Annotated in this window: 13 protein-coding genes and 3 rRNA genes; 15 read left to right on the forward strand and 1 reads right to left on the reverse strand. The window is 46.1% G+C overall.

Annotation, left to right across the window (positions count from 1 at the left end; all coding sequences use genetic code 11):
- The first annotated feature begins 160 nt into the window (after positions 1-160).
- From ACT89M_RS03075 to rrf, 6 genes are all read left to right on the forward strand, one after another.
- On the forward strand, positions 161-910 hold the full coding sequence (locus ACT89M_RS03075) for an IclR family transcriptional regulator (protein ID WP_308722953.1): 750 nt from the start codon (positions 161-163) through the stop codon (positions 908-910).
- Between the two features lie 140 nt (positions 911-1,050).
- On the forward strand, positions 1,051-1,914 hold the full coding sequence (locus ACT89M_RS03080) for a DUF421 domain-containing protein (RefSeq protein ID WP_308722952.1): 864 nt from the start codon (positions 1,051-1,053) through the stop codon (positions 1,912-1,914).
- Positions 1,915-2,114: 200 nt separating this feature from the next.
- Positions 2,115-3,338 (forward strand): TraB/GumN family protein, encoded by a 1,224-nt coding sequence (locus tag ACT89M_RS03085; protein ID WP_154892206.1) that lies wholly within the window; start codon positions 2,115-2,117, stop codon positions 3,336-3,338.
- A gap of 605 nt (positions 3,339-3,943) precedes the next feature.
- Positions 3,944-5,499: ribosomal RNA gene (locus tag ACT89M_RS03090) — 16S ribosomal RNA — on the forward strand.
- A gap of 341 nt (positions 5,500-5,840) precedes the next feature.
- Positions 5,841-8,769, forward strand: a 23S ribosomal RNA gene (locus tag ACT89M_RS03095).
- A 153-nt stretch (positions 8,770-8,922) separates the two neighbouring features.
- Positions 8,923-9,039, forward strand: a 5S ribosomal RNA gene (rrf, locus tag ACT89M_RS03100).
- Together the 16S, 23S and 5S rRNA genes form the textbook arrangement of a ribosomal RNA operon.
- Before the next feature lie 185 nt (positions 9,040-9,224).
- Here the strand turns inward: rrf and ACT89M_RS03105 are convergent.
- Positions 9,225-10,580: an MATE family efflux transporter gene (locus ACT89M_RS03105; protein ID WP_308723471.1), complete on the reverse strand. Its 1,356-nt coding sequence runs from the start codon at positions 10,578-10,580 to the stop codon at positions 9,225-9,227.
- A gap of 162 nt (positions 10,581-10,742) precedes the next feature.
- Between ACT89M_RS03105 and ACT89M_RS03110 the strand changes: the two genes are divergently transcribed.
- The 9 genes from ACT89M_RS03110 (at position 10,743) to ACT89M_RS03150 (ending at position 17,626) form a co-directional block, all read left to right on the forward strand.
- Entirely contained in the window at positions 10,743-11,477 is a 735-nt protein-coding gene (locus ACT89M_RS03110; RefSeq protein ID WP_154892168.1) for a class I SAM-dependent methyltransferase, read from the forward strand.
- Positions 11,478-11,638: 161 nt separating this feature from the next.
- Entirely contained in the window at positions 11,639-12,220 is a 582-nt protein-coding gene (locus ACT89M_RS03115) for an RNA polymerase sigma factor (protein ID WP_154892169.1), read from the forward strand.
- The gene (locus ACT89M_RS03120; protein WP_154892170.1) at positions 12,217-13,590 is read left to right on the forward strand and encodes a hypothetical protein; all 1,374 of its coding nucleotides are present in this window, start codon (positions 12,217-12,219) and stop codon (positions 13,588-13,590) included. Before ACT89M_RS03115 ends, ACT89M_RS03120 begins: the two co-directional genes overlap by 4 nt.
- Positions 13,591-13,775: 185 nt before the next feature.
- On the forward strand, positions 13,776-14,453 hold the full coding sequence (locus ACT89M_RS03125) for an NAD(P)H-dependent oxidoreductase (RefSeq protein WP_154892171.1): 678 nt from the start codon (positions 13,776-13,778) through the stop codon (positions 14,451-14,453).
- A gap of 436 nt (positions 14,454-14,889) precedes the next feature.
- A complete protein-coding gene (locus tag ACT89M_RS03130) occupies positions 14,890-15,312 on the forward strand; it encodes a MarR family winged helix-turn-helix transcriptional regulator (protein WP_221791533.1) in 423 nt (140 codons plus the stop codon).
- Positions 15,313-15,351: 39 nt separating this feature from the next.
- Positions 15,352-15,933: an NAD(P)H-dependent oxidoreductase gene (locus ACT89M_RS03135; RefSeq protein ID WP_154960752.1), complete on the forward strand. Its 582-nt coding sequence runs from the start codon at positions 15,352-15,354 to the stop codon at positions 15,931-15,933.
- Positions 15,934-16,035: 102 nt separating this feature from the next.
- A complete protein-coding gene (locus ACT89M_RS03140; protein WP_123066816.1) occupies positions 16,036-16,347 on the forward strand; it encodes an ArsR/SmtB family transcription factor in 312 nt (103 codons plus the stop codon).
- Complete coding sequence (locus tag ACT89M_RS03145) at positions 16,337-16,483, forward strand: hypothetical protein (protein ID WP_221791523.1); 147 nt, start codon at positions 16,337-16,339, stop codon at positions 16,481-16,483. The genes ACT89M_RS03140 and ACT89M_RS03145 overlap by 11 nt, the downstream gene beginning before the upstream one ends.
- A gap of 117 nt (positions 16,484-16,600) precedes the next feature.
- Positions 16,601-17,626, forward strand: a complete 1,026-nt coding sequence (locus ACT89M_RS03150; protein WP_308723472.1) for an LLM class flavin-dependent oxidoreductase — start codon at positions 16,601-16,603, stop codon at positions 17,624-17,626.
- The last annotated feature ends 243 nt before the right edge of the window (positions 17,627-17,869 follow it).

Below are 17,869 nucleotides of genomic sequence, written 5' to 3' on the forward strand. Positions count from 1 at the left end.
ATATGGAATGGCATTCAACTTAATGATTAGAATTGAATTATCATTCCGTATAATGGAATGGTGTTCTTGAATGTGGAATGGGTGTGTTGTATGATTGGAATAGTAGCATACGCTTACATTATAATCAAGATAAAGATTAACGATGAAAGGTGCCTTATTAATGACCAATAAATCTAACGTAACTTTGAAAACATTAACCATTATGAAGGCTTTCATTGATGGACAAGCGGTATGGGGAGTCAATGATCTTGCACGATATCTGGAAAGTCCACCTAGTTCCATACACCGTATTTTAAAGACATTAAAAGAAGAGAACATTTTACAGACTATCCCCGAAACGAATAAGTACACGATTGGGAATGAGTGGGTACGACTTTCATCATTTATTAGTGCTAATTTTGGATTGAAATCCGTAGCTGAACCTTACCTTAAGACCTTGTCGCATGAAGTGGGACAGTCCGTGTATTTGGCACAATATCAAGAGCAGTATCAGAAGCTATCATTCATTTTAGGTATTCATAGTTCCAACATTCTTCAGTATCGCTTAGAGCTCGGAGTGCTTCAACCCATTCATATTGGAGCCAGCGGGAAAGCAATTTTAGCATTTTTAAAAGATGAACAGATTAAGGAAGTGTTAAATCAGGAAGGTGTGCCATTAGATGAAGCAAAGCAAATTATGGTGGAGATCGAGAGGATCAGAAGTGAAGGATACTCCTATACGTTCAGTGAACGTAAAAATGAGTCGATCGGATTCGGTGCTCCTATCTTTGATGCCGCGCACAATGTAGTCGGAAGCATTATTTTCGCAATCCCGTTGAGCCTGTATAAAGAGGAAGAGAAGAGTGTTATGATCGACAAAATTTTAGAGACATCCAAAGAAATTTCATATCATCTTGGACAAGTAAGATAAAAAAGTAGATGGTCTATCAGATTGCCAAGAAACTGAACATTCCAATGCATACAATCTGACGCGCATGTTAATTATAACCTTTAATAATGAAGTTATGTCATCCGAGGAATATGGACTTCATTCGGAAAGGAGCATGCGACGTGCCTGATTGGTTAGAGGTTATTATACGAACGATTTCTGCGGTAACTATGCTGTTTCTCATTACGAAGATTTTAGGTAAGCGGCAGATCTCTGAACTCTCCTTGTTCGAATATATAACGGGTATCACGCTCGGGAACCTGGTAGGTTACATCTCTTTGGATACCGACACAAGCTGGTATTTGGGCTTTCTTGCTGTGCTGGTGTGGGTTTCTTTCTCGGCAGGTGCAGAGTACCTAACGATGAAAAGTAAAAAGTTTCGAGATATTGTGGATGGAAAATCAACGATCCTTGTTGAAAATGGAGCTGTTATTCAGAAAAATCTGAAAAAGGAACGACTGACGATTGATGAGTTTTTGGAACAGCTTCGTAAGAAAGATGTTTTTCGGGTGGCCGATGTGGAATTTGCGGTAATGGAACAGAGCGGAGATATTAGTGTGTTATTAAAAAAGGAATATCAACCTCTCACCGCGGACATGTTGGGGTATCGTCTTTCTTCGGAAAAGGAACCGCGAACGATCATTATGGATGGTCGCATTCTACCTGAAACTTTAAATTCTGCTGCAGTGAGTGAGGATTGGGTCAAAAAAGAACTGCGTAAGCTAGATCTGACCTTAAGCCAAGTTTCGATCGGTCAGGTGGATAGTAAAGGAGAACTGACCGTGCAGACCGGAACGGAGGCTTTACCCAAACCAGCCCAATCGAATCCAAATGATCAGATCAAAGACTTGGTACAACGATTGCAGGACGATTTGATTATGAGAAAACAACTTGCAGCGAACGACAAAGATCGTCTTAAATATCAGGAGGCGTTAGATCAATTTCAAACGGCAATGCATGCTTATCAAAAAACGAATCCGTCGTGAAAAGGTACATAACAAAACCATTTGAAACCCTGGCTAAAGCCAGGGCTTTTTTTATAAACTATAGTAATCTATGAATATTTGGAAAATTTTCTGGAACGAACTTCACATTAGAACGTAATATAGAAGGTGAAAGTGATCTCGTTGATCTTTGTCTACATCAAAAGTGTAGAAATTAGAAGAAGAAGGGAAATACATAATATATGAAGCAATGGAAACGCGTACTCTTATCTCTTACCGTCTCAGTAGGATTGCTCGCATCAGCAGTTCCGGCAATGGCTGCTCCGCAAGACACGGCTGTTAAAATCGATAATAAAGCTGTTACATACACTGCGGGTGCACCAATTGTTGAAAAAGGAACGACTCTCGTTCCACTCCGTACAACGCTGGATGCACTTGATGCCAAACTGGCGGGTACAACCGATGACAGTATCACAGCAATCGTCAATGGCAAGACCATAACGCTGAAAAGCAAACTTGTTCGCATCAATGGTGTTACTTACGCACCAATTCGTATCGTTGGCGATGCCGCAGGGTATGAGGTTCGTTGGGATAAGGCTACAAGAACTGTGTTGCTCGTATCCAAGGGTGACGGCACGGTTGAAACCGCTCAAAACGGTGGACGCGGCTTCATGTGGGAAGTGCAGAATAACGGCAATACCGTATATTTGGTAGGGTCGATGCATGTAGCAGACAAAAGTTTTTACCCATTGCGTCCTGAATTTGAAGAGGCGTTTGCTGAAGCTGACTATCTTGGCGTAGAAATAGATCTGAGTAAAGCGGCAGACGAAGAGCAACAGAAGTTGGTGTTAAGTCTGGGTTCATATCAGGATGGCACAACGTTGAAGGATCATATTTCCAGTGAGACATACAGCAAGCTTGGTGATATTTTGAAGAAAAAGGGGTTAGAGCCTAATGCGTTTGATGCATTTAAGCCTTGGGTGGTGGAAACTACGCTGGGAAGTCTGAAGATGTCATCAGTTGGACTGGAAGCAGCGTCCGGTGTAGATTTGTATTTTATTCAAAAAGCGATTGAGCGTAAAATCCCTGTCATTGAACTTGAATCCTACCAGTCTCAATTAGGAATGTTCGATAATTTCTCAAAAGAATTACAGGAAAAAACATTGCGTTCCACAATCGATAACTTCGATGTACTGGACAATTCCGCGAATCAGATGGCTGAGATGTGGAAAACAGGTAATGACGAGCAATTGCTGGAGTTGACCAACACCTTCTCCGATGATGAAGAGTATAACAAAGCGATGTTGATAGACCGCAATATCGGTATGGCCGACAAGATCGATGGTTACCTGAAAAACGGCAAAGGCGAAGAGTACTTTATCGTAGTTGGAGCAGCACACTATTTAGGGGACCACGGGGTTGTGAAGTTGCTAGAGGATAAAGGATATAAGGTAGAGCGCAAGTAAGGTGAAAACAGTTAGGTAAGGTATCTAATGGTTTACTCTTTATGGTTCACCTTAGTTGTTTCAATAAAAGGAATGCACGTAGGAGCCCTTTCAGACGCTTAGTTTGAAAGGGTTTCTTTCTATGAGTAAGCGTCTTTATTATCTAATGATAATTGGCCGGTTACAGTTGGTGGAGAGTGAGGGTAGTGAGTGATAGACTGTGCTGATCTTTAGTTGATAATCATTTGGATAAAAGTGGATAACTAAATTTAATAAATAAAACTTTACAAGTGGAGTCGATACGTGGTATATTCTTATTCCGGCCAAGAAAACACAGCTTACACGGTGCGGCAAGCAAATGAAAATAAGCTTCGAAAGAAACTTGAAAAAAAGAGCTTGCAAAGTTGGTTCGGACATGATATTATATAAGAGTTGCTGAAACGAACTGGTTTCGGTAGCGAGAACAAGTTTGATCTTTGAAAACTGAACAACGAGTGAGTATCGATCTTGCTTGCAAGATCAAAAAAATGAGATTTTTAATCTCGTCAGATTCAAAATGAGCTTATCGCTCTTTTCAATACCCCGATGAGTTTCACAGCGTTTAATGACGCTGACGAAATTCATCTTTATTGGAGAGTTTGATCCTGGCTCAGGACGAACGCTGGCGGCATGCCTAATACATGCAAGTCGAGCGGACTTGAAGAGAAGCTTGCTTCTCTGATGGTTAGCGGCGGACGGGTGAGTAACACGTAGGCAACCTGCCCTCAAGCTTGGGACAACTACCGGAAACGGTAGCTAATACCGAATACTTGTTTTCTTCGCCTGAAGAGAACTGGAAAGACGGAGCAATCTGTCACTTGGGGATGGGCCTGCGGCGCATTAGCTAGTTGGTGAGGTAACGGCTCACCAAGGCGACGATGCGTAGCCGACCTGAGAGGGTGATCGGCCACACTGGGACTGAGACACGGCCCAGACTCCTACGGGAGGCAGCAGTAGGGAATCTTCCGCAATGGGCGAAAGCCTGACGGAGCAATGCCGCGTGAGTGATGAAGGTTTTCGGATCGTAAAGCTCTGTTGCCAGGGAAGAACGCTTGGGAGAGTAACTGCTCTCAAGGTGACGGTACCTGAGAAGAAAGCCCCGGCTAACTACGTGCCAGCAGCCGCGGTAATACGTAGGGGGCAAGCGTTGTCCGGAATTATTGGGCGTAAAGCGCGCGCAGGCGGTCATGTAAGTCTGGTGTTTAATCCCGGGGCTCAACCCCGGATCGCACTGGAAACTGTGTGACTTGAGTGCAGAAGAGGAGAGTGGAATTCCACGTGTAGCGGTGAAATGCGTAGAGATGTGGAGGAACACCAGTGGCGAAGGCGACTCTCTGGGCTGTAACTGACGCTGAGGCGCGAAAGCGTGGGGAGCAAACAGGATTAGATACCCTGGTAGTCCACGCCGTAAACGATGAGTGCTAGGTGTTAGGGGTTTCGATACCCTTGGTGCCGAAGTTAACACATTAAGCACTCCGCCTGGGGAGTACGGTCGCAAGACTGAAACTCAAAGGAATTGACGGGGACCCGCACAAGCAGTGGAGTATGTGGTTTAATTCGAAGCAACGCGAAGAACCTTACCAGGTCTTGACATCCAACTAACGAGGCAGAGATGCGTTAGGTGCCCTTCGGGGAAAGTTGAGACAGGTGGTGCATGGTTGTCGTCAGCTCGTGTCGTGAGATGTTGGGTTAAGTCCCGCAACGAGCGCAACCCTTATATTTAGTTGCCAGCATTTCGGGTGGGCACTCTAGATAGACTGCCGGTGACAAACCGGAGGAAGGTGGGGATGACGTCAAATCATCATGCCCCTTATGACCTGGGCTACACACGTACTACAATGGCCGGTACAACGGGCTGCGAAATCGCGAGATGGAGCCAATCCCAACAAAGCCGGTCTCAGTTCGGATTGCAGGCTGCAACTCGCCTGCATGAAGTCGGAATTGCTAGTAATCGCGGATCAGCATGCCGCGGTGAATACGTTCCCGGGTCTTGTACACACCGCCCGTCACACCACGAGAGTTTATAACACCCGAAGTCGGTGGGGTAACCGCAAGGAGCCAGCCGCCGAAGGTGGGATAGATGATTGGGGTGAAGTCGTAACAAGGTAGCCGTATCGGAAGGTGCGGCTGGATCACCTCCTTTCTATGGAGAATCGTCTTCTGCAACGAAGACATTCAAAACTAAAATCTAGCCAGGTCGGCTAGTTACTCACTCGTTGCTCAGTTTTGAGAGCTCAAACTCTCAAAACTTCTCGTTTGTTCGACCGACACATCCGTGAACGGCCCGAACCAAACGATTTGTTCTTTGAAAACTAGATATCGAAACGAAACAAACGCGAATTAGAACATTCCTTTAAGCTGATCTTGTGTAAACAAGTGAAGTGTTTTATAAGGTAGATTGCTGGAGCGAGTGATCGAAATGGAACGACTTTTGGCTTTGCGCAAGCAAACCAAGGGAAGTGACAGCTCGAACACGAGCGCAATGGTTAAGCTACTAAGAGCACACGGAGGATGCCTAGGCGCTAGGAGCCGATGAAGGACGTGGCGAACAACGAAACTGCCTCGGGGAGCTGTAAGCAAGCTTTGATCCGGGGATGTCCGAATGGGGAAACCCAGCTGGGGTAATTTCCAGTTACTCATAACTGAATACATAGGTTATGTAGAGGCATACCAGGGGAACTGAAACATCTAAGTACCCTGAGGAAGAGAAAACAATAGTGATTCCGTCAGTAGCGGCGAGCGAACGCGGAGAAGCCCAAACCAAGGAGCTTGCTCTTTGGGGTTGTGGGACGTCTCACATGGAGTTACAAAGGAACCGGTTAAGCGAAGAGGTCTGGAAAGGCCCGCCAAAGAAGGTAAAAGCCCTGTAATTGAAAGTCTGTTCCCTCCGAGACGGATCCCGAGTAGTGCGGGGCACGTGAAACCCCGTATGAATCCGGCAGGACCATCTGCCAAGGCTAAATACTTCCTAGCGACCGATAGTGAAGCAGTACCGTGAGGGAAAGGTGAAAAGCACCCCGGAAGGGGAGTGAAATAGAACCTGAAACCGTGTGCTTACAAAAAGTCAGAGCCCGTTTTAGGGGTGATGGCGTGCCTTTTGTAGAATGAACCGGCGAGTTACGTTCCCGTGCAAGGTTAAGGTGAAGAGCCGGAGCCGCAGCGAAAGCGAGTCTGAATAGGGCGACTATAGTACGTGGACGTAGACCCGAAACCGGGTGATCTACCCCTGTCCAGGGTGAAGGTGCGGTAACACGCACTGGAGGCCCGAACCCACGCATGTTGAAAAATGCGGGGATGAGGTGGGGGTAGCGGAGAAATTCCAATCGAACTCGGAGATAGCTGGTTCTCCCCGAAATAGCTTTAGGGCTAGCCTCGGAAAACAGAGTCGTGGAGGTAGAGCACTGATTGGGTGCGGGGCCCGCAAGGGTTACCAAGCTCAGTCAAACTCCGAATGCCATAGACTTACTTCCGGGAGTCAGACAGTGAGTGCTAAGATCCATTGTCAAAAGGGAAACAGCCCAGACCATCAGCTAAGGTCCCCAAGTGTGTGTTAAGTGGGAAAGGATGTGGAGTTGCACAGACAACCAGGATGTTGGCTTAGAAGCAGCCACCATTGAAAGAGTGCGTAATAGCTCACTGGTCGAGTGACTCTGCGCCGAAAATGTAACGGGGCTAAACACACCACCGAAGCTATGGCTTGATGCTTTGCATCAGGGGTAGGGGAGCGTTGTATAAGGGTTGAAGGTGTACCGTAAGGAGCGCTGGACATTATACAAGTGAGAATGCCGGTATGAGTAACGAAAAGATCAGTGAGAATCTGATCCGCCGAAAGCCTAAGGGTTCCTGAGGAAGGCTCGTCCGCTCAGGGTAAGTCGGGACCTAAGGCGAGGCCGAAAGGCGTAGTCGAAGGACAACAGGTCGAAATTCCTGTACCACCGTAAATCGTTACGAGCGATGGGGGGACGCAGTAGGGTAGTGACGCAGGCTGATGGATGCCTGTCCAAGCAGTAAGGCTGGTTAGTAGGCAAATCCGCTAACCGTAAGGCTGAGCTGTGATGGGGAGTGAAAATTACAGTAGCGAAGGTCATGATCTCACACTGCCAAGAAAAGCCTCTAGCCAGATGAAGGTGCCCGTACCGCAAACCGACACAGGTAGGCGAGAAGAGAATTCTAAGGCGCGCGGAAGAACTCTCGTTAAGGAACTCGGCAAAATGACCCCGTAACTTCGGGAGAAGGGGTGCCCCGGTAGTGTGAATAGCACGAGGGGGCCGCAGTGAAAAGGCCCAAGCGACTGTTTAGCAAAAACACAGGTCTGTGCGAAGCCGTAAGGCGAAGTATACGGGCTGACGCCTGCCCGGTGCTGGAAGGTTAAGGGGAGTGGTTAGGGAGTAATCCCGAAGCTGTGAACCGAAGCCCCAGTAAACGGCGGCCGTAACTATAACGGTCCTAAGGTAGCGAAATTCCTTGTCAGGTAAATTCTGACCCGCACGAATGGCGTAACGACTTGGGCGCTGTCTCAACGAGAGATCCGGTGAAATTTTAATACCTGTGAAGATGCAGGTTACCCGCGACAAGACGGAAAGACCCCATGGAGCTTTACTGCAGCTTGATATTGAATTTGGGTACGATCTGTACAGGATAGGTGGGAGCCTTTGAAGCGTGAGCGCCAGCTTGCGTGGAGGCACCGTTGGGATACCACCCTGATCGTATCTAGGTTCTAACCTGGTACCGTAAACCGGTGCGGGGACAGTGTCAGGTGGGCAGTTTGACTGGGGCGGTCGCCTCCTAAAGAGTAACGGAGGCGCCCAAAGGTTCCCTCAGAATGGTTGGAAATCATTCGAAGAGTGCAAAGGCATAAGGGAGCTTGACTGCGAGACCTACAAGTCGAGCAGGGACGAAAGTCGGGCTTAGTGATCCGGTGGTACCGCATGGAAGGGCCATCGCTCAACGGATAAAAGCTACCCTGGGGATAACAGGCTTATCTCCCCCAAGAGTCCACATCGACGGGGAGGTTTGGCACCTCGATGTCGGCTCATCGCATCCTGGGGCTGAAGTAGGTCCCAAGGGTTGGGCTGTTCGCCCATTAAAGCGGTACGCGAGCTGGGTTCAGAACGTCGTGAGACAGTTCGGTCCCTATCTGTCGTGGGCGTAGGAAATTTGAGAGGAGCTGTCCTTAGTACGAGAGGACCGGGATGGACGTACCGCTGGTGTACCAGTTGTTCCGCCAGGAGCACCGCTGGGTAGCTATGTACGGACGGGATAAGCGCTGAAAGCATCTAAGCGTGAAGCCCCCCTCAAGATGAGATTTCCCAGTATGTAAGACCCCTTGAAGACGACGAGGTAGATAGGCTGGGGGTGGAAGTGCAGTAATGCATGGAGCTGACCAGTACTAATCGGTCGAGGGCTTATCCAATAGCAAGTTTTGATCGCATACGTTTCGTTTCGAATCTAGTTTTCAGAGAACAACACTCTGAATGGTGAAATGAAAATCGGTACATCACGGAATGTGTGTATGATTTTCAATTCCAAAATGGATATGGAAGAAGCTATGCTTCGACCAATCGCGTTTGGTGGCGATGGCGGAGGGGTTCCACACGTACCCATCCCGAACACGACCGTTAAGCCCTCTAGCGCCGATGGTACTTGGACCGCAGGGTCCTGGGAGAGTAGGACGCCGCCAAGCAAAGCAAAGACACACTTGATGAAAATCAGGTGTGTCTTTTTTGTGTCTTGCACAGAATGGTACTGAGCCCCTGACCCTGGCGTTCTCTTTTGGAGAACTACGCCGGGGTTAGGGGCCAGTGTTTAATATCGTGACGGTGGGGTGAAAATACAGCGAACGTTATGTTTGTTTTTAAACCATAATATTTATTTTGCCTGTAACAGATTGAGCCGCTCGGTCAAGGAGCGTTTGCGATAATAGAGTGCTATCGTGATTAGAACAATCATTTCAGATAATGGTACAGCTAGCCATACTCCAGTAACACCCAGAAACGAAGGGAGAATAGCAATCAAAGCAATCATGATAATCATCTCGCGTGCGGCTGTAATCCAGATCGCCATTTTAGCGTTACCTATGGACTGGAAGTACGTGCTCATGACAAAATTTACTCCCATGAATACATAAGCAATGGTGAAAATACGCAAACCGTAGACCGCATTATCAGTTACACTGCTACTGAAGTTACCAAAGATTTGCACAAAATAAGGTGCTCCAACTTGAACGATGAGAAGCAGAACCACACCGCAGGTTAAGGCTGTTTTGACGGCAATACGAATCGTTTCCTGCACTTGTTCTGCTCGCTGTGCACCATGATAATAACTGATTAGGGGCTGCGCAGCAGAAGCCAGACCAAGGAATGCCATTAAGACAACCCCGTGGATGTAATTTAAAACCGTAAACGAGGCAACACCATCCGTACCTCCAATCCGTTCCGTTGAGATGTTATGTGAGACCGAAAAGACGGACATACCGAGTTCAGCCAGGAAGCTGGGAAAGCCAATAAGTGCGATCATGCAAAGCAATTTGGTACTCCATGTGAACCTTGTGAACGTAAGATTATTGGACTTTTTGAAAAAATGACTGAACAGCACGAGCAGTGCCAAAGCGGCTGAAACAATCGTGCCAAGTGCAACCCCGCGTACTCCCCACTCCAGCACATATAACGTAATATAATTGATGACAATGTTAGCTACAGCAAAGGTAATCTGGGCATACATTGAGGTGTTTGGACCGCCATCGTTGCGAACAAAAACGGATAAAGCATTTTCGATCGTAAAAACAAACCCGAAAAGTAACATGATATTCATATAGTCGGATGCGAAGGGAAAAGTATCTGCATTTGCACCCAATGCATATACGAGTTTATCTTTGAATGTGAAGGCCGTGTAACCAATAACCACTGTGACCAGCGAAATGAGAATAATGGATTTGGTAAACACTTCTTTGGCCTTCTGATTTTCTTTCCTGCCCATATGATTAGAGTATAACGTAGCTCCGCCCATGCCGATCCATAGAGACATTGCCACGAACAGGGTGTAGACAGGGGAAGCGATGCCGATGCCTGCCATAGCGGTTGACCCCAGTTTATGCCCAACCATAATGCCGTCGATAATAAAGTTAAATGCGATGACCAGCATCCCCAGAACAGAGGGCACCAGATAGCTGATAAAAGCTTTGCCTACCGTTTGCCTCTCAAGTGGATGTGTCCAATTTGTACTCATAATGACCTCCGTTAGTAAGTTTAAAAAGTTTATACCTATATATTATACTGAACGTTCGTTCTGTATAATAACACGAGTACAATTCAAATGGCAACTTTTCCGAAATTCATACCGTTTATTTGATACAGTATGAGAGAAGACCGGGGAGGGAGGTAAGATCACATGAAACAAAATAAATACGATGATAAGGCATTTTTTCAGAATTATAGTAAGATGGCTCGCTCCGTTGAAGGGTTAGATGCAGCTGGGGAATGGCATGAATTACAAACCTTATTACCCGATTTAAAGGATAAGCGAGTACTTGATTTGGGTTGCGGTTTTGGCTGGCATTGCCGATATGCGCGTGAACAACAGGCGAGTTCTGTCATCGGTGTAGACTTATCCGAAAATATGCTGCGGCGTGCGCGTGAGTTGACGAATGATCTACAGATTGAGTATCGGCAGACGGCCATCGAAGATATTCATTTTGACCAGAATCAGTTCGATGTGGTTATTAGCTCGCTTGCTCTGCATTACATTAAACATTTGCATGACGTGTATCGTAAAATTAATCATTGTCTAGTCACAGGTGGAACGTTCATTCTATCTGTTGAACATCCGATATTCACCGCTCGTGCGGAGCAAGATTGGCATTATGATGCTCAAGGGGAGAAACTGCATTGGCCTGTGGATCATTATCATGAGCAAGGACAGCGGATCGCAAACTTTTTGGATCATGATGTGGTGAAGTATCATCGGACGATGGCTACACATCTGAATGAATTGATTGGTGCGGGGTTCATCATTCAACAAGTGGCAGAATCCAAACCTTCTTTGGAGATGATGGAGCAGGTCCCAGGGATGTCTGATGAGAATCGAAGACCGATGTTTCTGATGATTGTAGCAATGAAGAAATAATGATGAATCTTATATGTACATTATTCAACGTTTTACGATGGCGTGTTCAGTGTATCTGGACATGCTGTTTTTTGTTTTTTTGCTAAAATATAAAGAATATTGTGTAAATTAGGGAACCGGATGACAGTCCGTTTAGTCGTATTAAGTGAGGTGAACATTCGTTGGACTATTCGTTTCTGGCAGAGGCCCAGACCATCAACAATGACACACTTGCCAGCCTGATGCATGATTACGGCAATGATGTGTGGAATTATGTTTATTTTTTAACTAGAAATACGGAGCAAGCAGATGATTTGTCACAGGAAGTGTTTGTCCGGGCATACACAGGAATCGCGAACTATCGGGGAGATTGCTCGATCAAAACATGGCTTCTAACAATTACGAGGAACACAACGTTTACATACCGAAAGTCGAGGTTTTTCCGAAGCAGCTTATGGGGAGAAACGTTGTCGTTAGAGTCAGATCAAGGAGATCAATCCGGATCGAGAAAAACGATGCGAGAACGATCAGCTTATCCATCTGCCGAGATAGAAGTGATTCGTAAAGTACATATCAATGAAATTTGGGATATCGTGCTGGCACTACCGGAGAAGTTTCGGGAGATTCTTCTGTTGCATCTGAGGTATGAACTTACAACGGTGGAGATCGCAGATATGTTACGAATTAGCCAAGGAACCGTGAAATCACGGCTATCCCGGGCTAAGGATAAGGTTCGAAAGCAGTGGGAGGAGAGAAGCGAATGAAACATGAGGATGATCAATGGGAAAAGGAGATCCGTAAGGGGCCGTTTGCAATGTCTCCTTTTACAGAAGATCACAAGCGTAAGGTGCTACAGCAGGTGCAGCGGATACGAACGGTAAGCAGGAAGGAAGAGGAAATGAGTGAAATGAGCCCTTTAGAGTCGTCATTGGAGCGATCTGGTTCACACTTTGATTTATCCAGGAGATACACAGATCCAGACACAAATGCAGTTAATGATAGAGCTAAAGCTAAAGATATATCTAAAGATACATTCAAAGTTGGACCAATACTTCAACGTCATAGAAAAAGTCGTAGAGGCATTCTCGTTGCAGGGTTGAGTGCACTGGTTATCGCGGGCGGGATCTTTATGTGGAACTGGGACGAAGGACAACTTGCCAAACCGTTGATTGAACAGATCAATCCGGCTTCAGCTTTGTTGTTTACAGATCACCTGAATATCGATATTCTTACGGAACAGATGAAAAAGAATGTTGCAATGACGATGAGAGATGATCTGGGCAAACAGCTACGCATTACCAAAGTACAAGATCTGCCTGTGTCTGGCAGAATATACGTCGAAGCAGGCCAGGAGAAAGGAACAGATTACGCCCAAATCTGGCTGGACGCCAAGACGGGCAACCTTCGTGAAGTGCAGATGAGAGCCGAGATGCAGCCAAGTAAGCTGGAACATCGATATATGCGTCAGGTGTCGTCACTTTTGGAGAGTATCGGTAGTGCTCCTACGCTCAAACCCATACTTGTTAGGCGTTTTGTAAACATGAACCAAGGGGAGATATTACCGATAATACGTACTACACTCGCATTACAGAATGAAACAAGTTTTGGGTATATTGAATGGGAGCAGGATAAGGTCACATCGGTATCCGGGGAAATTAATTCGGATGAGGTATCTCAGACTGCTTTGGCAGATGCTAAGGAATCGGTGGCTGCTTTGTCGGGGAAAACGAATTTAAATTTGGAAAGCATACATCGAACGAAGGATAATAAGCTGGGTGGAGAGTTTTTCTTTTTTCAATTTTCTCAAAATTACTTTGTTGAAATGACTGAAGGAAAAGAAGGGGTGGGTTATACAGTTCGAGATGTTAATAATTATGAGTCATTCATTGGAGATAGCAAAGAAATGGAGGCTTACCATGAAAAATTATATAATATGGACGAAACTATAATAAGAGAAAAAGTAGGGCCAATCATTAAGAGCATATTTAACATTAATTTGGATGCCTACAAACTTCATCGAAAAGCCGATGCATTAGGCATGGTAACTTTTGAATTAGAGTCTGCCAACGATATATTCGAGGTCGAATATAAAGAAGATGGACGCATCACCATGATTAGCAGGGGGAAATCGTAGTAGGATATAATCCGTTATTTAAGTATGTTAAATACAACTTACTTTTAGGAACCAGGGCACAATAAGGTACGTACTTTTCAATCTGGAGCATAACATCTAAACTGATACCTGAGCCATAAACAGTAAACGAAATCTATAGCTATGCAGATTCAGCATATAATATAAAGCAAAGGACGTGGAGAAGAGTGGATGTTACTGTAAAGACAAAGAAAAAAGAAGAGATTTTGCAGGCATTTAAGTTTCGTCATGCAACAAAGCTATTTGACGCGTCACGCAAAATTACAGAAGAAGACTTCGCTTTCATCCTTGAAACAGGTCGTTTGTCTCCAAGTTCCATTGGATTCGAACCATGGAAGTTTCTCATTGTACAAAATCCCGAGTTCCGTCAGCGCTTGTCCGAGGTGTCGTCCGGTGCACAGCGGCAGCTAGCCACAGCCAGTCACTTCATTGTGATCTTGGCTCGCACGGATGCCAGCTACAGCTCTCCTTATGCTGAGTACATGCTGAGAGAGGTTCAGGGCATGCCCGATGATGTATTCAAGCTGACAAGTGAAGCTTACGGTAAATTTCAGAACAATCAAGGTCTGCTTCAAAACGCGAAAACATTATTCGACTGGGCATCTAAACAGACATACATTGCCCTTGGCAATATGATGACAGCAGCGGCTCAGATTGGCATCGATTCTTGTCCGATCGAAGGATACAATTATGCAGAGGTGCATCGTATTCTGGAAGATGCAGGACTGTTAGAGAACGGCGCATGGGATGTGTCAGTGATGGCGGCCTTTGGTTATCGTGCAGAAGAGCCTCATCGTGAGAAATCACGCCAATCAGTTGAGCAAATTACACTCTGGATTAAATAACGATAAGGTAAAGAACGAAAGTAACGGCTATTAATGTGCAAACTAATCTTCTGTGACCTAAGCTGTTGTAACCATGTACGGCCCTTGTACTCCCATACCTTCAAGTATGAGAGTACAAGGGCCGTGTCACTTTGTTTGGAATTATGAATTGTATATAAGTTGAACTATTCTTTTACACAATAACGGAGAGGACAGAAAAAACCTGAAAAAGCGGAGCTAAAAGCTTTCTGAAAGAAAGCTAGCATCGGAAGCATACGCTTCGCCTTGATCACCGGATTTTCCCCTTTGGAAAAGGGAATCCGAAAAATCTGGGGATAACAGCTACTCTCCAGGTTATTCTGTCATCGGAGTGGGCCGTGTAAAATCTTTAGTTTAACTTATATAGTCTAAAAAATGAGGAGTTGAAAATACATAGATATCTATGTATAATACATTTATGTTAAAACACAACGCTTTTGCAATGATTGCACGAATCAGAGATCATGTGAACAAACGAATTGTTCATGAATTGGAACAGCATGAGGTAACAGGCATTGTGCCTTCTCATGGAGATGTCCTGATGTTTCTGTACCGGGAAGAGACATTGTCGATCAAAATGCTGGCTGAACGTGTTCAGCGTACGCAGCCTACAGTAACAGTGCTCGTCAACAAGCTGGAGAAGCTAGGGTATGTCGAACGTAGCAAGAGCGCTGAAGACAGCCGGGTAACGATGATTCGCCTAACGGACCAAGGGAAGCAGCTTGAGCCGATCTTCCGCGAAGTGTCGAATCAGATTAATCAGATAATCTATGCCGATCTGTCTGAAGAGCAGTCGGAGCAGTTGGAGAATTTGCTGTCTATGATTGTCAGACGTCTTTAAATTTGTTGAACCCAATTGCAATTGAGGAGGAAATAAAACATGAAACATCTTATCGTATACGCTCATCCACACACAGACAGCTTCAATAAAGCCATTTTGACTGCAGCCGTAACTGCTCTGGAAGCAGAGGGGCATGAGGTCGTTGTACGTGATCTGTATCAACTCGGCTTTCAGCCTGTACTGACTGAGGCGGATACAGCTGCAATGCGTGCAGGACAGACTCCCCAAGATATCGTAGCGGAGCAGAAATATGTGACAGAGGCAGAAGCTATTACGTTTATTTATCCAATCTGGTGGACGGGGCTTCCGGCGATTCTGAAAGGATACGTTGACCGGGTGTTTGCTTACGGATTTGCTTATGCATCTGGAGCGGCAGGAATCGAGAAACTGTTAACGGGTAAAAAAGGTGTTATGATCAGTACACACGGAACGCCGAAGGACGTGTATGACCAGATCGGTATGACGGATGCGCTCCAGCTGACTTCCGACACAGGGATTTTTGATTTTGTAGGAATCGAGCCGGTAGGCCATCTGCTCTTCGGTGGTATTGGTTATCTGGATGATGCTGCATATCAAGCCATGCTGGATGAAGTGAAACAGACGGTAACAACACGTTTCTAACATGGAATTGATCAGATGTGAATTGCCAAGCCGACTCTTGATGAGTCGGTTTGTTAGTTTATGGGGTTTGGCAAAAGGTCAAAAAGGGGGTATAATCGACCCATGGAACCTATACTCATTTTCAAAGCACTATCTAATGAGACACGCAGACAGATCCTGTTGTGGCTGAAAAACCCGGAGCAGCACTTCTCCCCCCTCGAGCTATCCCAGCATCCGGATGGCGGTAAGAGTGGGATCTGTGTTGGCACGATTCAATTGAAGGCTGGACTGGCACAGTCTGTAATCTCCAGCTATTTGTTGACGATGCTCAAGGCAGGGTTGTTGTTATCGGAGCGCAGAGGACAATGGACGTACTATCGACGCAATGAAGAAACGATACAGGCTTTTGCCGAGTACGTACAACATGAGTTATAAGCCGGATGCCGGAACGGAAGCTAAGGATGCAATACGCAGCAAGCAGGAGATTCCGTCCGGATGTGAACGGCTAGAGGTTGTAAGAACACGTGGTGTGTACCACATGGACTCCCGGCTTTCTTCGCTACATGTATGAAAAGAATCTGTCTTCGAAACATAAGAGTTATGTTTCATTTTTTAAGCAAAATGTTGTTTATTTATATCTATATATCTGGATATACAAAAATATATTCACAGAGGAGTATGAACTTTAATGAGTATTGAACATCAACATAAAGAACATATCACTGACGTCAAACTTTCCGTGCTTGACCTTGCTCCCGTTGTCGTGGGATCAACCCCTGCAATTGCACTTCGCAACAGTCTGGAACTGGCACAACATGCCGAGCGCTGGGGATATCATCGCTACTGGGTGGCTGAGCATCACAACATGCCAGGCATCGCTTCGTCTGCAACCTCGGTTGTAATCGGACACTTGGCGGGTGGGACGAAGTCCATTCGTGTAGGTTCTGGTGGCATTATGCTGCCGAACCATGCACCACTTGTCATTGCAGAGCAGTTTGGTACGCTTGAATCCCTGTATCCTGGACGCATTGATCTGGGTCTGGGCCGTGCGCCCGGAAGTGATCGCCGTACATCCGTTGCGCTACGCAAAGATCTGAACAGCGGAGAAGATTTCCCAGAGCTGCTGGCAGAACTGCGTGCATACTTTGATGCATCGGCAACTTCTTATCATGCACCCGTACGCGCAGTGCCCGGCGAAGGGCTGAACATCCCGATTTACCTGCTGGGCTCCAGTGATTTCAGCGCACGATTGGCAGGCCAGCTGGGATTGCCGTTTGCTTTTGCCAGCCACTTCTCACCAGATTATACCCGAATTGCTCTGGATACTTACCGCAATAGCTTCCAGCCGTCGGAAAGTCTGAAGGAGCCTTATGTCATCGTAGGGGTGAATGCCGTGGTGGCAGATACCGATGAAGAGGCTGCGTGGCTGGGAACGACGATGCAACAACAGTTCCTGAACATCATCCGCGGCACAACAGGGCTTGTACAGCCGCCAGCTGTGATGGATGACAAATGGACAGAACGCGAACAGGCTACTGTAGCTCAAACACTGAAAGCTGCGGTGAACGGTTCACCGGAGAAAGTGAAGGGCCAGCTGGAGTCCTTTATTCGCCAGACGCAGGCAGATGAACTGATTATTACCTCGATGATCTATGATCATCAAGCACGTCTGCACTCGTATGAGTTGATCGCACAGCTTGCGGGAAACGTATAAAGGTTTTATATGACAGAAGAATGTGAATAGCATCGGATCAGAGAGAGACGGTTCGCCTCCAAGCAGAGGTGGATCGTTTTTTTGTATGGGGAATTTTTCAATTGGTCGGTGTGGGGCAGGTTATGCATTTTGGGGTAAAATGACTTTACTTGCCGAATTTGAAACGGTCAACGGGCTCATACGTATAAATCGGGAGTATTATACATATGTTGGCTTGTACAAGAGTTAATTGTACCCGTCAGG

Source organism: Paenibacillus sp. NN59, from assembly GCF_057597225.1.

Coding starts and splice junctions, on each gene's coding strand:
- ACT89M_RS03075 (WP_308722953.1), top strand. CDS start 161: ATGACCAATAAATCTAACGTAACTTTGAAAACATTAACCATTATGAAG.
- ACT89M_RS03085 (WP_154892206.1), top strand. CDS start 2,115: ATGAAGCAATGGAAACGCGTACTCTTATCTCTTACCGTCTCAGTAGGA.
- ACT89M_RS03105 (WP_308723471.1), bottom strand. CDS start 10,580: ATGAGTACAAATTGGACACATCCACTTGAGAGGCAAACGGTAGGCAAA.
- ACT89M_RS03110 (WP_154892168.1), top strand. CDS start 10,743: ATGAAACAAAATAAATACGATGATAAGGCATTTTTTCAGAATTATAGT.
- ACT89M_RS03120 (WP_154892170.1), top strand. CDS start 12,217: ATGAAACATGAGGATGATCAATGGGAAAAGGAGATCCGTAAGGGGCCG.
- ACT89M_RS03130 (WP_221791533.1), top strand. CDS start 14,890: ATGTTAAAACACAACGCTTTTGCAATGATTGCACGAATCAGAGATCAT.
- ACT89M_RS03135 (WP_154960752.1), top strand. CDS start 15,352: ATGAAACATCTTATCGTATACGCTCATCCACACACAGACAGCTTCAAT.
- ACT89M_RS03140 (WP_123066816.1), top strand. CDS start 16,036: ATGGAACCTATACTCATTTTCAAAGCACTATCTAATGAGACACGCAGA.
- ACT89M_RS03145 (WP_221791523.1), top strand. CDS start 16,337: ATGAGTTATAAGCCGGATGCCGGAACGGAAGCTAAGGATGCAATACGC.
- ACT89M_RS03150 (WP_308723472.1), top strand. CDS start 16,601: ATGAGTATTGAACATCAACATAAAGAACATATCACTGACGTCAAACTT.